Source organism: Streptomyces sp. RLA123 (assembly GCF_056270165.1).
The window spans coordinates 5,586,809-5,607,119 of the sequence record NZ_JBWDOR010000003.1 but is presented as its reverse complement, the minus strand read 5'-3'; the positions used below and the strand labels follow the sequence as shown (position 1 = coordinate 5,607,119).

Genomic DNA, 20,311 nt, shown 5'->3' with positions numbered 1-20,311 from the left:
AAAGTACGCGCCGGGGTCTCCTCCGGGCCGCCTGGTACGGCGTACGCTGCCGTGCCAGGCGGTCCGTTGCTGCGCCGCCGGGGGTCGCGAGGGCTGGGGGGCTCATGCGTACTGCGGGAACACTGTCGGCCGCGCTCGCACTGACGGCGGCGTCACTCGCCGGGGTAGGGGTCGCGACCGCGCCGCCCGCCGCGGCGCTCACGGCTCCGGTCGCGATGACCGCCGATCCGCTGCCCACCTGGCAGACCAACGGCGTCGTATGGGCGATGGCCCAGCAGGGCGGCACCGTCTTCGCCGGCGGCACCTTCTCCGTCATCCGTTCCGCGGGGGCGGGCACGACCACGCAGTCCGCGGTCAACTTCGCCGCCTTCGACGCGGCGACCGGCGCACCGACGAGCTGCAAGCTCTCCTTCACCATCGGCTCCGGCACCGCGACCGTGCGCGCCCTGGAGGTCTCCCCTGACGGGCGGACGCTGTACGCCGGCGGCTGGTTCAACGCCGTCAACGGCGTCACGGTCAGCAGCCTGGCCGCCATCGACATCGCCTCCTGCACGCCCGTGGCCTCCTTCCGCCCGTCCTTCTCGGCCACCGTGCGAGCGCTGGCGGTCACCGGCGACACGGTCTACGCGGGCGGTGACTTCACCTCCGTCGCGGGCCAGTCCAGAGCGCGCTTCGCCGCCCTCTCCACCGCCGGGGCGCTGCGCTCCTGGAACCCGGGCGCCGACAAGCCCGGACGGGCGATCCAGCTCACCCCGGACGGCGCGCACGCCGTCATCGGCGGGGACTTCGACACCGTCGGCGGCACCGGCTCGCACGCGCTGGCCGTGGTCGACACCGCGGACGGCGCCCTGACCCACGCCTACCCGGCGGGCTTCATACCGCCGACCTCGGTGGTCAAGGACCTCACCGCCGACGCGACGGCGGTCTTCACCGCCAACGAGGGCACCGGCGGCGGGGTCTTCGACGGCCGCATCGCCCTGAACACCACCGACTTCGGGCAGCGCTGGCGGGACAACTGCCTGGGCGCCACCCAGTCCCTCGTCGTGTACCGCACGGTCCTCTACAGCGGCTCGCACGCGCACGACTGCAGCAGCATGGGCGAGTACCCCAACCAGCGCCGCAAGCACCTGCTGGCGGAACCGGTGGACGACCCGACGCTGCTGCCGTGGTTCCCGGACACCAACGACGGCATCGGCGAGGGCCTGGGACCGCGGGTGATGACGGTGGCCTCCTCCGGCGGTACCGACTACCTCTGGGTGGGCGGCGAGTTCACCACCGTCGCCGGCGCCGCCCAGCAGGGCCTGACCCGCTTCGCCTCCGGCCCGGACACCGGGGCGCCGAGCGTGCCCGAGGTGAACGTCTCCAGCGTCCGGGCCGGTGAGGTCGCGGTGCGCTGGCGGTCCGGCCTGGACCTGGACGACGGACCGCTGACCTACCGCGTGTACCGCAACGGCTCCACCACGCCGGTGTACACCACCACCGGTCCCTCGCTGCCGTGGTCGCGCCCGCAGCTCACCTTCACCGACACCGCGGTCACGCCGGGCAGCGCGTACACCTACCGGGTCAGCGCGAGCGACGGCACCAACACCAGCGCACAGTCCGCCGCCCAGTCGGTGACGGCGGCCGGCAGCACACAGGCGTACCCCGCGCGGGTGGCCGCCGACGGCGCGACGCTGTACTGGCGCTACGAGGAGGCCTCCGGCCAGTTCGGCGCCGACTCCTCGCCGGGCGACGACAACGCGGTCTACCTCAACGGGCCGCTGTACCGGCAGACCCCGGGCGCGGTGCCCGGTGGGGGCACGGCCATGGGCTTCAACGGCAGCAACGACTACGCCTACAGCGACGCCCGGCACCCGCGCCCGGCCGCGTACAGCATCGAGACCTGGTTCCGCACCACGACCACCTCCGGCGGCAAGCTGATCGGCTTCGGCGACCGCAACGTCGACGACAACCTCAGCGCCAGCTACGACAAGCACGTCTACATGACCAACGACGGCCGGCTGGTCTTCGGCGTCTGGTCCGGCGGTGCCCGCACGGTCACCACCACCGGCGCCTACAACGACGGCGCCTGGCACCACATGGTCGCCACTCAGGGCGGCGACGGCATGCGGCTCTACGTCGACGGCGCCCTGTCGGGCAGCGGCACGGCCACCACCAGCCAGGACTACGCCGGCTACTGGCGGATCGGCGGCGACAACCTCAGCGGCTGGCCCCTCCAGCCGGCCAGTGCCTTCTTCGCCGGCCAGCTGGACGAGACCGCCGTGTACCCGCTCGTGCTGACCGCCGCCCAGGTCGCCGGCCACCACACCCTGGGCACCGGCGGTGGCACACCGCCGCCGCAGGACACCCAGGTCACCGTGGCGGCCGCCGAGGACACCTACGTCAACGCCGGGGCGCCGTCGGGCAACTTCGGCACCTCGGGATCGCTTGCGGTGCGCGGCAGTTCGGCGTACGTCAGCTATCTGCGCTTCGCGCTGCCGTCCGCGCCCGCCGGCACCGTGCTGAAGTCGGCGGCGCTTCGGCTGCGCACCAGTTCCGATCCCACCGCTGGGTCCTCCGACATCCAGAGCGTCGTCCCGGTCACCGGGGCCTGGACCGAGACCGGCACGACGTACACCAACCGGCCGGCACTGTCCGCCACGGTGCTGGGCACGCTGAGCGGCGCGACCGCCTCCCAGACCACGTACACGGCGGCGCTGAGCGCCACGGGGCTGAGCGGGTCACTGGGCGGCTCCTGCGACCTGGCGCTCACCAGCACCGGTACGGACGCACTGTGGCTGTGGTCGAGCGAGGCCGCGGGCACCGGAAACCGTCCGGAACTCGATCTGACATTCGGCGCACCTTAGTGCTCACTTTTTCTTCAAACCACGTCCATCGGACGTATGCCACGCCCTACCCTGCGGTGCACGGGCACCGCAGGGGAAGCCCGGGCTCTGGGGGCCTTGGGGGGCACATGAGAAAGCTCAGATCCATATCCGTCGCCTTGACCGTGGCAGCGGGTTCGCTGGCGGCCGGCGCGGTGGCACCGCAGCCGGCCGGCGCGCTGACCGCGCCGGTGTCGATCACCGCCGACAACCTGCCGACCTGGCAGACCAACGGCATCGTCTTCGCGATGGCGGAGGCCAACGGGACCGTCTTCGCGGGCGGCACCTTCTCGTCGGTACGGCCGTCCGGGGCGGCGGCCGGCGGCGCAGGCGAGCAGGAAGCGGTCAACTTCGCCGCCTTCGACGCGGCGACCGGCGCACCGACGGGCTGCCAGCTGTCGTTCACCGTCGGCTCCGGCACGGCGACCGTGCGCGCGCTCGCCGTCTCACCGGACGGCACGACGCTGTACGCCGGCGGCTTCTTCGGCGCGGTCAACGGGACGCCGGTCAGCAGCCTGGCCGCCATCGACACCGCCACCTGCGCCGTGAAGTCCGGCTTCGGGGTCTCGGTCAACGCCACCGTCCGCGCCCTCGCCGTCAGCGAGGACACCGTCTACCTGGGCGGCGACTTCTCCTCCGTCGGCGGCCAGGCCCACAGCAACTTCGCGGCCGTGAGCACCACCGGCGCCGTCACCCCCTTCACCGCCGACGGCGACGCGCCCGGCCGCGCGCTGGCGCTCACCCCGGACGGGAACGACCTCGTCCTGGGCGGCGACTTCGACCGGGTCAACGGGACCGCCTCGCACGCGCTGGCCGTCGTCGACGCCGGCAGCGGCGCGGTGGTCAAGGGCTACGGCTCCTCCTTCGTCCCGTCGACCTCGGTCGTCAAGGACATCGCCACCGACGCGACGGGCTTCTACACCGGCAACGAGGGCACCGGCGGCGGCGTCTTCGACGGGCGTATCGCGATCAACCTGAGCGACTTCAACCAGCGCTGGCGGGACACCTGCCTGGGCGCCACCCAGTCGGTCGAGGTCTACAACAACGTGCTGTACAGCGGCTCGCACGCGCACGACTGCAGCACCATGAACGAGTACCCCAACCAGCGGCGTAAGCACCTGCTCGCGCAGAGCGTCGACAACACCGCGAAGCTGGGCTGGTTCCCCGACACCAACGACGGCCTGGGCGAGGGCATCGGCCCGCGCGTCATGAGCCTGGCCTCCTCCGGCGGCACCGACTACCTGTGGGTCGGCGGCGAGTTCACCACCGTCAACGGCGTCGCCCAGCAGGGCCTGACCCGCTTCGCCTCCGGCCCGGACACCGGCGCCCCGACGACGCCGAACGTCAACGTCTCCAGCGTGACGCCGAGTTCGGTCAAGGTACGCATCCAGACCAGCCTGGACCTCGACGACAGCTCGCTGACCTACCGCGTGTACAAGAACGGCGGCACCACCCCGGTGTACACCACGACGGCCTCGTCGCTGCCCTGGGTGCGCCCGCAGCTCACCTGGACCGACACCGACGTGACCGCCGGCGCCACCTACACCTACCGCGTGACCGCGAGCGACGGCACCAACACCACCGTCAAGTCCCCGACCCAGACGGTGACCGCGGCGACCGTGCCCGAGGCGTACCCGACCCAGGTCCTCGCCGACGGCGCGACGCTGTACTGGCGCTACAACGAGACCGCCAACACCTTCGTCGCCGACAACTCGCCGGCGGACGACGGCGGCAACCACGTCGGCGGCCCGACCCGTGGCGTCAGCCCGGGTGCGCTGACCGGTTCGGCAAGCACGGCGGTGACGTACAACGGCACGACGCAGTGGTCGTACAGCGACGCCAAGCACAGCCGGCCGTCCTCGTACAGCATCGAGACCTGGTTCCTGACGACCACCACCGCCGGCGGGAAGCTCGTCGGCTTCGGCGACCGGACCACCGAGATCAGCGCCACCACGGACAAGCACATCTACATGACCAACGCGGGCCGGCTGATCTTCGGCGTGCGCAGCGGCAGCAACCGCACCGTCACCACCTCGGCGGCCTACAACGACGGCCAGTGGCACCACGTCGTCGCCACACAGGGCTCGACGGGGATGCGGCTGTACGTCGACGGCGCGCTGCAGGCGTCCAGTGCGTTCACCACCGGGGGCACGGACTACACCGGTTACTGGCACGTGGGCGGGGACAACCTGTCGGGCTGGACCAGCCGCCCCACCAGCAACTACTTCGCGGGCTCCCTCGACGAGACCGCGATCTACCCGGGCGTCCTGTCGGCCGCGCAGATCGCCCAGCACTACAACCTCGGGAAGAACGGATGACCCGCACACCCCGCCGGGTCCGCGTCGCCGCCGCCGTCCTCGTGACGGCGGCGGCGGTGCTGCTCACCGGCTGCTCCAGCGGCTCCGGCGGCAAGGAGGCCGCGCAAGGCGGATCCGCTCCCCCGGCGACCGTACCCGCCGCCGACACCTCGTCGTCGTCGCCCGCACCCGCCACCGCCTCCGCCACACCGGCCGCGCCCGCGGACCCCGCCTCCGACGCCGTACCCAGCGGGCCCAAGGTCCCCCGGAGCGAACTGACGCCGGTCACCGGCTCCTTCACCAAGAAGGAGAAGGCCTATCTGACCGGCCGGGTCCCCAAGGGCACCGACCCCGCCGCCGTGCTCCAGCTCGGCCAGGAGACCTGCGACCGCATCGCCTCCGTCGCCGAGATCGACAAGGACGCCGCCATCGGCGGCATCATCGCCGGCCAGATCGGCGGCGCCCAGAGCGCCGTCACCCATCTGTGCCCGAAGCAGGAGTCCGTCCTCGAGGCCGCCGAGACCGGCTTCGCCGACGGCTCCTACACGGTCGGCGCCAAGGCGGAGGCGGGCAGCGTCATCACCCCGGGCACCTACCGCGCGCTGACCCCCACCAAGGACTGCACCTGGACGGTGGGGACGAAGTCCGGCACCGCCCACAAGGTCACCGTCACCACCGCGGCCAGGACCTTCGGCTCCCGCGGCTGCTTCGCATGGGCCAAGGAGGACCGATGACCGAACTCGTGAGCAGGCTGCCCGTGGTGGTGGCGATCCCGACCAGGAACGAGGCCGAGAACATCGCCACGACCGTCGACGCCGTCGCCGGTCACTTCGAGGCGGTCGTGGTCGTGGACTCCGGCAGCACGGACGACACCCGGGCGATCGCCTCGGCGCACGGGGCCGAGGTCGTCCCGTACACCTGGGACGGCGGGTACCCGAAGAAGAAGCAGTGGTGCATGGAGAACGTGTACCCGGACGTGCCCTGGCTGCTCTTCCTGGACGGCGACGAAGTGCCGACGCCGGAACTGCTCGCCGAGCTGCGGGAGGTCTTCGCCCGGCCGGTGGCGGCGGCCGCCTTCGACATCCCGCTGCTGTACTGGTTCGCCGGACGCCCGCTGCGCCGCGGACACACCGTGGTCAAGCGATCGCTGCTGGACCGCACCCGGGTCTCCTACCCCGAGGTCGACGACCTGGCGGCGCCCGGCATGGGCGAGCAGGAGGGCCACTACCAGCCGACGGCGGACGGCCCGGTCGGGCAGCTGCGAGAACGCATCGAGCACCGCGACCTGGACCCGGTGCGCACCTGGTTCGACCGGCACAACCGCTACTCCGACTGGGAGGCGTGGCTGGAGCACCACCCGGGCGCCAAGGAGCAGGTGCGCGGGCTGAAGACCCGGCAGGGGCGGCTGTTCCAGAAGGTGCCGTTCAAGCCGCTGCTCTTCTTCGGCTACACCTATGTCGCGCGGCGGGGCTTCCTCGACGGCCGCGCCGGCCTCGACTACGCGCTCGCGCTCAGTTTCTACCGCTGGCAGATCGGGCTGAAGACCCGCGAGCGGGAGCCTTCCTAGCCCGCTCGTACACCCCCTGGAGGATGTCGAGCACCGCGTCGAGCGACAGCTCGTCCCTGATGAGGCGCCAGGCGGCCGACGAGGCCGCCTGGTTCGCCTCCGGCTCCAGCAGGTCCAGGACCGCCTTCCCCACGTCCCCGGGTCGGTGCACCACCCGGCCCGCGCCCGCCCGCTCGATGTCGGGGGCGAGGCCGTTGGACTCCCGTACGACGACGGGCGTGCCGACCGACATCGACTCCAGCAGCGACATCGCGAACGGCTCGTCCACGGAGGGCAGGACGTAGACGTCGGCGGAGCGGAAGGCCTGCAGGGCCTCGGCGTGGCTGAGCGGCCCGACGTGCCGCACCGCGTCCGTCACACCCAGTTCGCGAACGGCCTCCAAGGTGCCCGCCAGCTCCCCCGAGTCGGGACCGGCCAGCACGAAGCGGGCGTCGGGGTACCGCTCCAGCACCGGGGGGATCGCTGCGGCGAAGTCGCGCGGGCGCTTGCGGGTCTGGAAGCGCGCCAGGTAGAGGACGGTCGGCGGGCCGCTGCGCGTGCGCTGCTGGTGCAGCGCGGTGCCGTTGGGCAGCCGTACGGGACGGGCCAGTTCGCCGGGGCCCACGACGGCCTCCAGGTCGCCGCGCTCCCACTCGGTGAGATGCAGGACGGCGTCGGCGCGGCGCAGCAGCCGCTTGGTGGCGAGCGCGTCCAGCACCTTGGCGAGCGGCTTGTCGCTCGGGTCGATCATGCCGTGGGTCTGGAGCACCAGCGGCCGGCCGCACTGGAGTGCCGCCACCGCGACCGGCAGGGTGATCAGGTCGCGCATCAGGTGGACGTGGACGACGTCGGCGGAGCGCACCAAGCGGCGGGCACCGGCCAGGAGCGAGGGCGAGGTGATGCCGGAGACCTCGAAGCGCGGCAGGACGTGCCGGGCCTGGAAGACCCTCGCGGGCACGCCCTCCACCTCCTGCGGCAGCCGCCCCGGCGGGAAACCGTCCCCCAGCGTGACGAGTTCGGCGTCGACGCCGCGCCCGCGCAGGCCGGCGGCCAGGTTGAGGGCGACCCGGGTGGGGCCGCCGAAGGCGTTGGTGGGCGTGTGCAGGGTGACGACGTGCAGGACCTTCACCGCTGAGGCTCCTTGAGCGGGCGCGTGCCGTCGGCCGCGTGCAGGGTGAGCTCGGGCAGGTCCTTGGCGAGTACGGTGCCGGCGGCGACGACCGCGTGCCGGCCGACGGTCACCCCGGCGAGCACGATGGCGCGCGCGGCGACCCAGGCCCCGTCCTCGACCGTGATGGGCGCGTTGCGGTACCGGAAGTCGGCGGCGCGGTGGTCGTGGCTGCCGGTGCACAGCAGCGCCTCCTGCGACACGCAGACGTCGGCGCCGATCGTGATGGGCTCCAGGTTGAGCAGCCAGGCCCCCTCGCCGATCCAGGTGTGGTCGCCGACCGTCAGCTTCCAGGGCCACAGCACCCGTACCCGGTGGCGGACGAGCACCCCCTCGCCGATCGTGGCGCCGAAGGCGCGCAGGAGGGCGACCCGCAGCCGCGCCGGGCAGAACCAGGCGGCGAAGACGGTGTTCATCACGGCGAACCACAAGGCCTGGACCGCCTTGCCCCGCCCCTTGTCGTACCCGGCCAGTGTGAAAGCCGACAGATCACGTGCCGTCACGGCGCACCCCCTGTATCCCCCCGCACCGGTGCCCTCCCCGGCACCGTCCGCACAGATTATCGGCGTACACGGTTGCGGGGCAGCCGGATCTATAGACTGCCCGAGGGGAATCGTTGGGGGGCTGTTGCATGGCAGTTCAGACGCACGAAATCCAGTCGCGGGGCCTGCCGCCGGGGGAGGTGGAGGTCCCGGCCGTCTCACCGCGGGCGCTGCTGTCCCGGGCGCTGGCGGTGCCGCTGATCCTGGGTCTGGGCCTGTTCCTGCCCGCGCTGGTCGCCGTGCAGCCGGGGCCGGGCGTGAAGGACAGCGTCTTCTGGTTGCAGATGGTGCTGACCTCCTACGCGGGCATCCGGCTCGCGGTGATGGCGCTGACGGCCCATCGCAAGCTGATCCAGGGCTCGTTCTGGCTCTTCGTGTACGTGGCGATGGGCGTCGCCCCGCTCGCCCAGGACGTGCTGGACCAGACGCCGACGCCGGTGGTGGGCACCCGGGCGGACCTGCTGGTGGCGGTCGCGCTGGTGCTCATCGGCTGCGCGGCGTTCGACGTGGGCGCGCTGCTGTCGCGGCACCGCCCCATCCGGCGGGCCCGGCGACGTGAGCGCTCGGCGTCCTTCCACCGCAGGCGGGTGTTCCTGCTGGCGGCGATCGCCTTCGTGGGCAGCGCGCTGCTGGTCGTCAAACTCGGCGGCCCCTCGGTGTTCTTCAGCAGCAGGCAGGCGATCACCGACACCATCCGCGCCGACGGCGCCGCCTCCGCCGAGTCCAATGTGGGCTCGGCCTTCCTGCGCGGCTTCGGCACCGTGCCGGCGCTGGTGGCCCTGCTGATCTTCACGCGCTGGCTGGTGACCTCCCGGCGGGCCCGGCGACGGCCGCTGGTCATCGCCACGTGGGGCGCCCTGCTGCTGCTCAACGCGGTGGTGAACAACCCCGTCTCCAACCCGCGTTACTGGTTCCTGACAGTCCTGTTCTCCTTCCTGTTCACCGCCTTCCCGCGAAGCCCCGCGATGTACCGGGCGGCGCTGGCCCTCGGGGTCATCGGGGCCCTGGTGGTCTTCCCCTTCGCCGACCGCTTCCGGTACGACGACGGCGGCTACAAGCCGGTGGAGACCACCTCGGTCTTCGAGCCGCTGGCGGTCAAGGACTACGACCAAGTGGGCATGTTCGCCAACACCGTCACCTTCGCCGACAGCGGGCCCGGCCACTTCTACGGCCGGCAGATCGCGGGCTCCGTCTTCTTCTTCGTGCCGCGCTCGGTGTGGCCGGGCAAACCGCGCGACACCGGCGTCATGATCGGCCAGTGGATGGGGATGAAGAACGTCAACCTCTCCTCCCCCATGTGGGCGGAGCTGTGGATCGACTTCGGCGCCGGGGGCGTCGTCGCGGGGTTTGTCGGCCTCGGCTACCTCGCGGCCCGCGGCGACCGCCTCTACGCCCGGCGGACCGCCGTCGACACCCGCCCCGGCAACGTCATGGCGATCGTCATCCCGCTGGTCGCCGGGTACTCCTTCATCCTGCTGCGCGGCCCGCTGCTCCAGGCCTCGGGCCGCATCGGCGTGGCACTGATCTGCTTCGCCCTGGTGACCACCCTGCGCTCCGACCGGCGCAGGCTGCTGCGCTGACCGTTCGCCGGGTACCTACTGCGCGGAGGCCCCGGCCGCGGGCGTGGTCAGCGCGTCCAGGGCGCGGCGCAGCTGCGTACTGGAGGTGTGCACGGTGTACGGGAAGTAGACGACCTCGACGCCGACGGTCGCGAAGTCCCGCTCCAGCCGCTGCCCCTTGTCGGTGCCGCGCCAGTCGTCGCCCTTGAAGATGACGTCGAAGCGGACCTGCTGCCAGGTCTCCAGCTTGTCGGGGACGGTCTCGACGAAGGCGGCGTCGACGAAGCGGACGCTGCGGACGATCTCCAGGCGCTCGATGAGCGGGACGACCGGTGTGCGCCCCTTGGCGAGGGCGGCCATCTCGTCGGAGACCACGCCGGCGACGAGGTAGTCGCACTGACTGCGGGCGTGCCGCAGGATGTTCAGATGTCCGACGTGGAACAGGTCGTAGACCCCGGGCGCATAGCCCACTCGGTGCGACATGTTGTCAATCCCCCCACAGGAACACAACCTTCTCGCGAGTTGCGGAGTCTCAGACATTAGCGTGAAGGCAGCGTGTTTCTCCGGTGAACGGTTAAGGTGAGCTTCTGGTCACTTCTGGGGGGAAGGGGTCCGTCTCGTGCCCGAGTTCCAGGGCCGCACTCTGCTGCTGGTCTCCACCAACTACGCACCCGAGCACGCGGGTATCGGCCCGTACGCCACGCAGATCGCCGAGCACTGGGCGGCGCCCGACGGCGGCGGGGCCGAGGTCCACGTGCTCGCCGGGATGCCGCACTACCCGTCGTGGCGGCTCGACCCGGCCTACCGGGGGGTGTGGCGCGCCGAGGAGCACCGCGCCGGGGTCACGGTGCACCGGCGCCGGCACACGGTGCCGCCTCGTCAGACCGCTCTGCGGCGTGCCCTGTTCGAGGCCTCGGTCCTTGCGCACGGCATGGTGGCGGCGCCGCGGATCCGGCCCGACGCCGTGGTGGCGCAGATGCCGAGCCTGGCGGGCGGGGTGATCGGCGCCCGGGTCGCGGCACGGCACAAGGTGCCGTACATACCCGTGGTGCAGGACCTCATGGGTGCGGCGGCGGCGCAGAGCGGGATCCGCGGCGGGGACCGGGCGGCGGCCGTCGCGGGCGCGGCGGAGGCGTACGCGCTGAGGCGGGCCACGCTGGTCGGCGTGATCCACGAGACCTTCGTCGACAAGGTCGCCGCGATGGGTGTCGACCGCGGCCGCATCCGCCTGGTGCCCAACTGGTCGCACGTGGCCCGTCCTTCGCTCCCGCGCGAGGAGACCCGGACCCGGCTGGGCTGGGCCCGGGAGCAGACGGTGGTGCTGCACTCCGGCAACATGGGGCTCAAGCAGGGCCTGGACGTGCTGGTGGAGGCGGCCCGCCGGGACCCGTCGGTGCGGATCGTGCTCATGGGCGACGGCAACCAGCGCGAACGGCTGCGGCTGCTGGCCGCGGACGTGCCGAACCTGGAGTTCGCCCCGCCCGCCGGGGACGCGGAGTTCCCCGACGTGCTGGCCGCCGCCGACGTACTGGCGGTCACGCAGCGCGCCTCGGTGCTGGACATGAGCATCCCGTCCAAGCTGACTTCCTACTTCGCCGCCGGGCGCCCGGTCGTCGCCTCCGTCGCCGCCGAGGGGGGCACCGCCCAGGAGGTCATGCGCTCCGAGGCCGGGCTGCTGGTGGCGCCGGAGGACCCGGAGGCGTTCCTGAAGGCCGTCAGGGCGCTGGCCCAGGACCCGGAGGCCGCCGACGAACTGGGCGCCCGCGGCCCGGCGTACGTGGCGGCACATCTCAGCCGCGAGGCGGGATTGTCACGGATGAGCGCGCTGCTCGCCGAGGCACTGGACACGACGACGCGAGGTGCCGATCCTGTGGGGTCGGACGCATGGGGGGTTCCACGCACGTGAGTGATCAACCGCACGGTTCGCAGATGTCCGAGGCACAGGACGAACCGGATCTTCTCCGGGACCAGTTCCGGCAGCTCATCCGCTATCGCGCGCTGCTCGTGACGGGTGTGCTGCTCGGCCTGCTGGGCGGCGGCTACCTGGCGCTGACGGGCAGCGACAGCTACGTGGCCACCAGCGAGGTGGTGCTGCGCGCGGCCACGACCGACCCGTTCGCCGCCGGGGCGTCCTCGCCCGACAAGTCGATCAACATCGGCTCGGAGCGGCAGACCGCGATGAGCAACGAGATCGCCAAGCGCGCCGCGAGGAGTCTTGGGCTGTCCTCCCGGGCGGTACCCGAGCTCCAGTCCGACCTTCAGGTCACCAACCCGCCCAACACCGTGGTGCTGCGCTTCGCGTACACCTGGACCGACGCGGACGAGTCGGCCCGCCGGGCCAACGCCCTGGCCACCGCGTTCATGGACGCGCGCAAGGAGAACACCGAGAACACCATCAAGAACACGGTGCACGGCCTGCAGAAGCAGCTCGACCCGGTCGTCAAGCAGCGCAAGGAGCTCGACGCCCAGATCGCCAACCTCGGCGAGGGGCCCACCCTCGACGCGGCCACCACCGTGCAGGCCACGCTCGTCGGCCGCATCTCCGAACTCAGCAGCCGCATCACGGAGTTGCAGTCGCTGGACACCACCCCCGGCAGCTGGAACCGCGTCGCGACCGCCCCGGCCGCGCCCTCCGGCCCCGGGCTGCCGATGATGCTCGGCCTCGGCGCGCTCGTCGGTGTCGCCGTCGGCCTGCTCGCCGCCTGGGTGCGGCTGGTCTTCGACCCGACCGCGCGTTCCGAGGGGGACGTGGTGCGGGCGCTGCGCGCGCCGGTGCTGGGCACGCTGCCGCGCACCAGGAACGGGCCGCTGCTCGCCGTCGACCACGCCGACCCGCGGCTCGCCGAGGAGTACCGTTCCGTCGCCTTCCGGCTCGCCTACGACCAGCGCTTCGCCGACCGGCGGCGGCTGCTGGTGGTCGCCCCGCGCGGCACCGGCGAGACGGCCGCCGCGGTGGCCGTCAACCTGGCCGCCTCGTTCGCCGAGATGGGCATGGACGTGCTGCTGGTCGAGGCCGATCTGCGCACCCCCGGTCTGTCGGCACGGCTGCGGGCGGCGGACGGCTCCCGGCCCGGCTGGGCACGCTCCCCGCAGCTCAGCGAGGGCGGCTGGCCGGCCGGCATGCAAGTGCCCGTCGACGCGGGCGAGTCGGGCTCCTTCGACCTCGTGCCGGGACGCCGCGTGCGCAATGTGGCCCGCGCGCTCACCTCGTCCGCGGCCGGCCGGCTGTTCGCGGAGGCCGACGAGCCGGGGTCGGCCGTCGTCGTCCTGGCGCCGGCGGTCCTGACGTACGCGGACGCGCTGGCGCTGGCCGACCGCATCGACGGCGTCCTCGTCGTCGCCGACCCGCACGCGGTGCACCGCGCCGACCTGGACCGGGTGCGGCAGCTCATCAGCGGCGCGGGCAGCACCGTGCTGGGCTCGGTGCTGCACAGCTCGCCGGGCGGCGGCCGATGGGCACGGCGGCGGCTGGCCCGGCGCAACCGCAAGGCCGCCGCGCCGCGCGCCGCGGCCACCGGTGCGGGCGGCACGGGCGCCGGTGCGGGCGGTGCGGGTACCGGTGCGGGTACCGAGAGTCCGGCCACGGCCACGCCTCCCGCCCTCTCGGCGGAGGACAAGACGACGGACACCATCCCACTGCGCACGGTGACCCGGTGACGGGGCGGCCGGCGCCCGGCGCCAAGGCCGCCATCGTCTGCTCCGTGCTCGACCAGGGCGTCGCCGCGCTCACGAACATCCTCGTGCTCGTGGTCGCCGCCCGGCTGTCCAGCGCGGCCGGCTTCTCGGTCTTCTCCATGGTCTACGCCGTCTTCTCCGTGCTGCTCGGCGTCAGCGTCTCCTACGTCGGCCAGGCACTGGTGCTGGAGCGCGGCGAGGACTCCGCGGTACGCGCCGCGTGCCGCTCGGCGGCCGGATTCGTCGCCGCCGCCTCGTCGGTCGTCGGCGCCACGATGGCGGCGGCTCTCGTCCTCGTACCGGGCGCGACGGCGCGGGCGCTGGCGGTCCTCGGGCTGGTACTGCCCCTGGTCCTCACGCAGGACGGGCTGCGCTACTGCTTCTCCACCCTCCGCCTGCCGCATCTCGCCCTCGTCGGCGACGTGCTGCGGCTCGCGGTCGCCCTGCCCGCGCTCGCCCTTCAGCCGCACGGCACCGGGCCCGCGCGCCTGGTGGCCGTGTGGGGGCTGTCTGCGGTGCCCGCACTGCTCGCGGGCATCGCGCTGCTCGCGCCCCGGCTGCGCGGCGCGCCGTCGGACCTGCGGCGCTTCCTGCGCAAGGGGCACCTGGGGCGCCGGTTCGTGGTCGAGTACGGGGTCGGCAACGCCTCCAGCCAGCTCGCGGTCGTCGGACTCGGTCTGTTCGCCAGCCCGTTGGCGGTCGGCGCGCTGCGCGGTACGACGACCCTGTTCGGGCCGATGAACGTGCTCTTCAACTCCGCCACCGCCTTCGGGCCGCCTCTGCTCGGCCGCGTGCCCGGCATGCGCGGCCAGGTCCGGGCCACGGCCGTGCTCGCCGGGATCCTGGCCGCCGTCGCCGCCGCGTGGACCGGGGTGCTGACGGCCCTGCCCGGCCGGTTCGGCCACCAGCTCCTCGGCGCCACATGGCCGGCCGCGGAGGGCCTGCTCCCCGCGACCGGCACCCAGTACGCCGCCATCGCGGCGGGCACGAGCGCCCTGCTCACCCTGCGCGTTCTCCAGCCGCGGGCGACCCTTCCGATCCAGGTCGTCTTCTCCCTCGCCTCCATCGCCTTCATGATCTCCGGCTATGCCCTGGCCGGCGTCCCGGGCGCGGCCTGGGGCCTGGCCGTCGGCTCCGCCCTCAAGGCCGCCGTCCTGTGGACCCGCGTCACCCTCGTCCGCCGCGAGACCGCCGCCGCCACCGCCGGCCAGGACCCCCACCCCGAACCGACCCCGGCAGGCGCCTGACCACCCCGTCCCCGAGCACCAACCCCCTTACGGACGCGCACGTACGACCAGCCGTCACCGCCCCTGCCTCCCGAGGCGAACCCGAAAGGCGCCGACCCGGCCGCCGCCTCGCCGACACGCACGCCAACTGCCCACCCGCAAAGCCGCCGTCCCGTGGACCCGCGTCACCCTCATCCACCCCGAACCGACCCCGGCAGGCACCTGACCACCCCGTCCCCGAGCACCAACCCCCTTACGGACGCGCACGTACGACCAGCCGTCACCGCCCCTGCCTCCCGAGGCGAACCCGAAAGGCGCCGACCCGGCCGCCGCCTCGCCGACACGCACGCCAACTGCCCACCCGCAAAGCCGCCGTCCCGTGGACCCGCGTCACCCTCATCCGCCGCGAACCGACCCCGGCAGGCGCCTGACCACCCCGTCCCCGAGCACCGACGCCCCTGCGGACGCGCACGTACGACATGCCTACGCCCTCGTCCGCCGTGCACCGGCCCCGCGCCCACGGACACCACCGGCGGCCGGGCCACCGCGGATCGGCGCCCGGCACGGCCGACGGCCCCGGATCGGCAGCCGCCTGAGTCCTCCGACAGGTCAGGGCGCCGACGGCGCCTCCGGCGCCGTCGCGAGACGGGGGAAGAGCGGGACAGGCGCCGGGAGGGTGCCTTCGGGCCCGGCGGCGCATTGGGCGGCGATCCGGGACGCGGCCTGCGGGAGGAAGGGCCCGAGTTCGTCGCCGAGGGTGCGGCAGGCGTCGAGGAGGGCGGCGAGGACGGCGTCGAGGCGCACGCCCGCGGGGGCGTTGCGGTGGTGGCGCTCCGCGCGGGCGAGTTCCCAGGGCCGGGTCTCGTCGATGCAGCGGTTGGCCTCGTCGACGATCCGCCACACCACCGCGGCGGCGCCCCGGAAGTCGACCTCGTGCAGGGCCCGTGCGATGTCCGCCGGAGCGTCGCGGCAGGCCGCGCGCAGGCGTTCCGTACCCGGTTCCGGCGCCCCGCCGGGATCCGCGGGCACCGTGCCGCCGCGGAAACGGTGGACCATGGTGACGACCCGGTTGACCAGGTTCCCGAAGCCGCCCGCGAGGTCCGCGTCGGCGCGGGCGACGAGCCGTTCGCGGGTGAAGTCCGCGTCCCCGGTCCTGGGCACCTCGCGCAGCAGCCACCACCGCACGGCGTCGGTGCCGTACGCGGCGGCCAGTTCGACCGGGTCGACGGTGCCGCCCGCGGACTTGCTGATCTTCCGGCCGCCGACGGTGAGGTAGTCGTGGACCAGGATGTCCGTGGGCAGCGGCAGTCCGGCCGACAGCAGCATGGCGGGCCAGTAGACGGCGTGGAAGCGCAGCACGCCCTTGCCCACCAAGTGCACGCGGCGCCCTTCGCCGGCCCACCACCGCTCGTACTCCGGCGATCCCGCGCCGTCCGCGCCGTCCGCGCCGTACCCGAGGCTGGTGACATAGTTGCCGAGCGCGTCCCACCAGACGTAGACGACCTGGCCGGGATCGCCGGGCACGGGGATGCCCCAGCCGCGGGCGCGGTGCTGCGAGCGGGAGACGGAGAAGTCCCTGAGCCCGCGGGCGAGGAGGGCCAGCACCTCGTTACGGCGGGCGGCGGGCTCGATGCGCAGCCGGCCGTCCTCGATCAGCTCGCGCAGCACGCCGGTCCAGCGCGAGAGCCGGAAGAACCAGTTCTCCTCCGCGACGGGCTGCGGCTCGGTACCGTGCTCGGCGCAGCGCCCGTCGACCAGTTCGCCCGGGGTCCAGAACTGCTCGCATCCCACGCAGTACAGACCCTCGTAGTGCGTCCGGTACAGGTCGCCGGCGGCCGCGCAGCCGTGCCACAGCCGCTCCACGCCCGCGCGGTGCCGGGGGTCGCGGCTGGTGCGGATGAAGTCGTCGAGCGACAGCGCGAGCGGCCCGTCGAGCGCGGCGAAGGCGGCCGCGTTGCGGTCGACGAACTCCTGCACGGGGACGCCCTCGGCCTCGGCGGCGAGCACGTTCTTCAGAGAGTTGTCGTCCGTGCCGCTCAGGAACCGCACCGGTCCGCCCGCGCGGCGGTGGTGCCGGGCCAGCACGTCGGCCTGCACCAGTTCCAGCGCGAAGCCGAGGTGGGGGCGGGCGTTGACGTACGGGATCGTCGTCGTGACGTAGAACGGGGTCGGTGCGGGACCCGGGGGGTGCGTGGTCATCGGAACCTCCTGCGAAGGGGGCGGGGCTCCGACGCGCACAACAGCCGAGGCCCCGGTCCAGGGCCTCGGAAAACGCGACGCGTCCGACTCAGCAGCCCCGGCAGCGGGGCATCATGCGGCGGTACGAGGCGGTCGCGATCATGTGCCGATGGTAGCCGGGCCCGGACCGGGTGCGCCGGCCATTTCCTGGCGGAGCGCCCCTCAGCGCAGTTCGCGGAACCACTTCACCAGGAAGGCGGCCAGGTAGAGGGCGTACACCGCGAACAGGGCGGTGTACGCGGCCAGGAAGACCCGCGGCGCGCCCAGGGTGAGGAACAGCAGGCAGAAGACGCCGTAGTCGACGGGCAGCAGGGCGACGGCGCGCAGCCGTGACGGCGCGGGGGCGGCGGCCGTCGCACCCGCGGCGGGCGGGGCCTTGGGCTTCAGCTTGTCCGCCAGCAGGCCCCCGCAGAAGAGCAGGACGGCGGCGAACTGGAAGCCCAGGGGCACCAGCAGCCAGCCGTCGGAGGGCAGGTCGAAGAAGCGGTGGAAGGAGATGAGCACGGCGGAGTGGACCGCGGTGATCTTCGCCGCGTCCACGACGTGGTCCAGCCACTCCCCCGCCGGGCTGCCGCGGCCCAGCAGGCGGGCCAGCTGACCGTCGGCGGAGTCCAAGGCGAAGCCGACGACCAGGCCCAGCCAGACCGCGCCGGCCAGCGGCCAGGACGGCCCTGCCAGGGCGAGCGCGGCCACCGCGCCCAGACTGAACACCGCGCTCACCAGGGTGACCTGATTGGGCGTCAGCCGCACCCGGTAGGCGCCCGCGGCGAGCACCCGGCCGGCCGGCCGGTTCACGTACCGCGAATAGAGCGACACACCCTTGGCGGACTTCTGCGCGGTGCGCAGCTCACGCAGCGCGCCGGTCATCGTTAGCGTCACGCATCCCCCCACGCAATGCCTCATTCGTGCGCTTCACATCATGTCAGGGTCCGGCCGGATCAGGGGCCGGATGTCAGGTCACGCGGGTGAGCAGCAGGGCGATGTCGTCGCTGCGGGGGGCCGCGCTGCGGGCCTGCTCGACCAGGGCGTCGGCGAGTTCGTCCAGCGAGAGGTCGCCGGCGCGGTCGACGTGGTCGGCCAGGGCGGCGGTGGCCTCGTCGAGGTCGACGCCACGGGCCTCGACCAGGCCGTCGGTATACAGGACGAGCAGCGTGCCCGGCGGCAGCGGGACCTCGATCGTCGGATAGCGGGCGGCGCGGTCGACGCCGAGCAGCGGACCCGGCGGCACCCGCAGCAGCTCGCAGCCGCCGCCGGGGCGTCGCAGCAGCACCGGCGGATGGCCGGCGGTGGCCAGGTGGGCGCGGTGCCGGACCAGATCGAGGTGGACGTAGACGCAGCTGGTGAGCAGGCCGGGGTCGAGGTCGACCAGGAGTCGGTTGGAGCGGGCCAGGACCTCGCTGGGGGACGCCCCGGCGGTGGCGCGGACGGCGGTGCGGACCTCTCCCATCAGGGCGGCGGCGTTGACGTTGTGGCCCTGGACGTCGCCGATGGTGAGGGCGGTCAGCTGCGCGCCGAGGCTGATGACGTCGTAGAAGTCGCCGCCGATGTCGATGCCCTGGGTGGCCGGGACGTAGCGGGCGGCCACGTCCAGGCCGGGGACCTCGGGCAGCACCCGGGGCAGCAGGCGCGCCTGCAGGGTGATGGCGAGGTCGTGCTCGGCGTCGTAGAGCCGGGCGCGGTCCAGCGCCTGCGCGATCAGGCCGGCGATGGAGGTCAGGACGCTGCGTTCCCCGGACGGGAAGGGGTGCGGCCGGTCGTAGGAGAGAACGATCGTGCCGACGGGGCGGCCGGAGGCGATCAGCGGCAGGAACGCCCAGGCCGCCTTGGTGTCGCGGACCTCGACGGCCGGGTAGAACCGGCGCAGTTCCGAGACGGTGGCGAAGAAGCCGGGGACGCCGGTCCGCATGACCCGCACGGCGGGGTTGTCCATGGTGAGCGGGGACATGTCGAGCTCGGCCATGAGTTCCTCGGTGTACCCGCGGTAGCCGATGATCCGCAGCCGCTCCCCCTCCGCCGTCAGCAGGGAGACACCCTGCACCCCGAAGACGGCCAGCATCTGTTCCATGACCTGGTCGATGACGTCCTGCTCGCCGACGGCCTCGGTGAGCGTCGCGGACAGGTGCAGGAGGTGGTACAGCGCCACGGCCCGGTCCTGCGCGCCCGTCTCGGGCAGCCGCGCGGCCGGGGTTTCGGCGTCCACGGGGGTGGGGGCCGCCGTCACGCGGGCGCTGATGCCGGAGGGGTCCGGGTACAGCTCGAAGGAGAGCCACCGGTCGGGCGGCCGCAGCGTGGCGAGGGAGGACGGCCGCAGGCTGATCAGCGCACCGCGGCAGCTGTCCTCGAAGACCGGGTCGCCGAGCCAGGGCAGGACCTGCCAGGGCCGGCGGCCCAGCAGCGCCGGGATCTCCGCCCCGAGCAGGTGGGCGGCGGCCCGGGTGACGAAGGCGAAGCGCCCGTCCAGGTCCAGCGCGAAGGACGCCTCGGGGAGCCGCTCGGCGAGACCGGCCGCCGCCAGCGCCTCACCGGGGCCGTGGACGCGGGCCCGCTGCGGGGACAGCATCCTGGGCTGGTGTCCGTGGAGCGGCGGGAATCCCTCGTCGGTCGCCTCCCGCAGCAGTACGCCGATGTGGCGGCAGGCGGCCCGGACGGTGCTGCGCTCCCGCAGCGACAGCTGGGGGGCGTGGGTGCCGGGCAGGAAGAGCACGAGCGCGCCCCAGGACCTGCCGTCGGACGTGATCGGGGCGGCGGCCAGCGCGAAGTCGTAGGGGAGCACCAGGGCGATCCGGGGATACTCCCGGGCGGTCTCCTGCGGGCCGCCGAGCCATACCAGGCGGTCGTCGCGCACCGCGTCCGAGACGGGGGTGCGCTGGGCCAGCGGGATGCGTGCCCACAGCCCGGCGAACGACCGCGGGCCGCCGACCAGCGTCGCCAGATGCAGCGTCCGGTCGTCGGGGTCCAGGAGGTAGACCAGGCCGATGGAGGCGCCGGTCTCGCGCGTCACCTGGAGCAGTGGGGGGTCGATCAGCTCCGTGCCCGGACCCGCGGCACCGGTGCCGTCGGCGTCCGTGGCGACTCCGGCGGGGTTCCGCATGCTTTCCCCTTCCGGCGGCGGACCTCACCCCCCGAACAAGCGAACCGTCCCCTTACTGACGATATTCCCTTTTTGTGGTGTCGGCGGCATCACGGCAGGGCCGGG

At 73.3% G+C, this 20,311-nt stretch carries 14 protein-coding genes; 8 read left to right on the top strand and 6 right to left on the bottom strand.

The features are described from left to right. The first annotated feature begins 104 nt into the window (after positions 1 to 104). The 4 genes from RV983_RS25605 (at position 105) to RV983_RS25590 (ending at position 6,728) form a co-directional block, all read left to right on the top strand. Entirely contained in the window at positions 105 to 2,846 is a 2,742-nt protein-coding gene (locus RV983_RS25605) for a LamG-like jellyroll fold domain-containing protein (protein ID WP_475988069.1), read from the top strand. 107 nt (positions 2,847 to 2,953) lie between these two features. Continuing rightward, the gene (locus RV983_RS25600; protein WP_475988068.1) at positions 2,954 to 5,182 is read left to right on the top strand and encodes a LamG domain-containing protein; all 2,229 of its coding nucleotides are present in this window, start codon (positions 2,954 to 2,956) and stop codon (positions 5,180 to 5,182) included. Next, entirely contained in the window at positions 5,179 to 5,895 is a 717-nt protein-coding gene (locus RV983_RS25595) for a hypothetical protein (protein ID WP_475988067.1), read from the top strand. Before RV983_RS25600 ends, RV983_RS25595 begins: the two co-directional genes overlap by 4 nt. Then, on the top strand, positions 5,892 to 6,728 hold the full coding sequence (locus tag RV983_RS25590; protein WP_475988066.1) for a glycosyltransferase family 2 protein: 837 nt from the start codon (positions 5,892 to 5,894) through the stop codon (positions 6,726 to 6,728). The genes RV983_RS25595 and RV983_RS25590 overlap by 4 nt, the downstream gene beginning before the upstream one ends. Here RV983_RS25590 and RV983_RS25585 read toward each other — a convergent pair. Together RV983_RS25585 and RV983_RS25580 are read right to left on the bottom strand one after the other, a co-directional pair. Then, the gene (locus RV983_RS25585; RefSeq protein ID WP_475988065.1) at positions 6,673 to 7,836 is read right to left on the bottom strand and encodes a glycosyltransferase; all 1,164 of its coding nucleotides are present in this window, start codon (positions 7,834 to 7,836) and stop codon (positions 6,673 to 6,675) included. The two genes, RV983_RS25590 and RV983_RS25585, sit on opposite strands and share 56 nt — an antisense overlap. Continuing rightward, positions 7,833 to 8,378, bottom strand: a complete 546-nt coding sequence (locus RV983_RS25580; RefSeq protein ID WP_475988064.1) for a WcaF family extracellular polysaccharide biosynthesis acetyltransferase — start codon at positions 8,376 to 8,378, stop codon at positions 7,833 to 7,835. The genes RV983_RS25585 and RV983_RS25580 overlap by 4 nt, the downstream gene beginning before the upstream one ends. Before the next feature lie 128 nt (positions 8,379 to 8,506). On the opposite strand from RV983_RS25580, the gene RV983_RS25575 reads away from it, so the two are divergent. After that, positions 8,507 to 9,997, top strand: a complete 1,491-nt coding sequence (locus RV983_RS25575) for a hypothetical protein (protein ID WP_475988063.1) — start codon at positions 8,507 to 8,509, stop codon at positions 9,995 to 9,997. A gap of 15 nt (positions 9,998 to 10,012) precedes the next feature. Here the strand turns inward: RV983_RS25575 and RV983_RS25570 are convergent, their stop codons facing one another. Beyond that, complete coding sequence (locus tag RV983_RS25570; RefSeq protein ID WP_475988062.1) at positions 10,013 to 10,459, bottom strand: FAD synthase family protein; 447 nt, start codon at positions 10,457 to 10,459, stop codon at positions 10,013 to 10,015. Between the two features lie 166 nt (positions 10,460 to 10,625). On the opposite strand from RV983_RS25570, the gene RV983_RS25565 reads away from it, so the two are divergent. The 3 genes from RV983_RS25565 to RV983_RS25555 are packed head-to-tail and all read left to right on the top strand — an operon-like array spanning position 10,626 to position 14,898. Next, positions 10,626 to 11,882: a glycosyltransferase family 4 protein gene (locus RV983_RS25565; RefSeq protein ID WP_475990455.1), complete on the top strand. Its 1,257-nt coding sequence runs from the start codon at positions 10,626 to 10,628 to the stop codon at positions 11,880 to 11,882. 23 nt (positions 11,883 to 11,905) lie between these two features. Beyond that, positions 11,906 to 13,633 carry a lipopolysaccharide biosynthesis protein gene (locus tag RV983_RS25560; protein ID WP_475988061.1) on the top strand — a complete coding sequence of 576 codons (1,728 nt, stop codon included), beginning with the start codon at positions 11,906 to 11,908 and terminating at the stop codon, positions 13,631 to 13,633. Continuing rightward, positions 13,630 to 14,898 carry an MATE family efflux transporter gene (locus RV983_RS25555; RefSeq protein ID WP_475988060.1) on the top strand — a complete coding sequence of 423 codons (1,269 nt, stop codon included), beginning with the start codon at positions 13,630 to 13,632 and terminating at the stop codon, positions 14,896 to 14,898. The genes RV983_RS25560 and RV983_RS25555 overlap by 4 nt, the downstream gene beginning before the upstream one ends. 588 nt (positions 14,899 to 15,486) lie before the next feature. Here RV983_RS25555 and RV983_RS25550 read toward each other — a convergent pair. From RV983_RS25550 to RV983_RS25540, 3 genes are all read right to left on the bottom strand, one after another. Then, positions 15,487 to 17,076, bottom strand: coding sequence for a methionine--tRNA ligase (locus RV983_RS25550; protein WP_475988059.1), 1,590 nt, complete (start codon positions 17,074 to 17,076; stop codon positions 15,487 to 15,489). Between the two features lie 201 nt (positions 17,077 to 17,277). Then, on the bottom strand, positions 17,278 to 17,982 hold the full coding sequence (locus RV983_RS25545; protein WP_475990454.1) for a CDP-alcohol phosphatidyltransferase family protein: 705 nt from the start codon (positions 17,980 to 17,982) through the stop codon (positions 17,278 to 17,280). Positions 17,983 to 18,067: 85 nt separating this feature from the next. Further along, positions 18,068 to 20,206 (bottom strand): SpoIIE family protein phosphatase, encoded by a 2,139-nt coding sequence (locus RV983_RS25540; protein ID WP_475988058.1) that lies wholly within the window; start codon positions 20,204 to 20,206, stop codon positions 18,068 to 18,070. Between the last annotated feature and the right edge of the window lie 105 nt (positions 20,207 to 20,311).

Bases quoted from the DNA above. Each gene is read 5' to 3' on its own strand.
- RV983_RS25570 (WP_475988062.1), bottom strand. From the start codon at position 10,459: ATGTCGCACCGAGTGGGCTATGCGCCCGGGGTCTACGACCTGTTCCAC.
- RV983_RS25560 (WP_475988061.1), top strand. From the start codon at position 11,906: ATGTCCGAGGCACAGGACGAACCGGATCTTCTCCGGGACCAGTTCCGG.
- RV983_RS25575 (WP_475988063.1), top strand. From the start codon at position 8,507: ATGGCAGTTCAGACGCACGAAATCCAGTCGCGGGGCCTGCCGCCGGGG.
- RV983_RS25540 (WP_475988058.1), bottom strand. From the start codon at position 20,206: ATGCGGAACCCCGCCGGAGTCGCCACGGACGCCGACGGCACCGGTGCC.
- RV983_RS25605 (WP_475988069.1), top strand. From the start codon at position 105: ATGCGTACTGCGGGAACACTGTCGGCCGCGCTCGCACTGACGGCGGCG.
- RV983_RS25545 (WP_475990454.1), bottom strand. From the start codon at position 17,982: ATGACCGGCGCGCTGCGTGAGCTGCGCACCGCGCAGAAGTCCGCCAAG.
- RV983_RS25550 (WP_475988059.1), bottom strand. From the start codon at position 17,076: ATGACCACGCACCCCCCGGGTCCCGCACCGACCCCGTTCTACGTCACG.
- RV983_RS25595 (WP_475988067.1), top strand. From the start codon at position 5,179: ATGACCCGCACACCCCGCCGGGTCCGCGTCGCCGCCGCCGTCCTCGTG.
- RV983_RS25600 (WP_475988068.1), top strand. From the start codon at position 2,954: ATGAGAAAGCTCAGATCCATATCCGTCGCCTTGACCGTGGCAGCGGGT.
- RV983_RS25590 (WP_475988066.1), top strand. From the start codon at position 5,892: ATGACCGAACTCGTGAGCAGGCTGCCCGTGGTGGTGGCGATCCCGACC.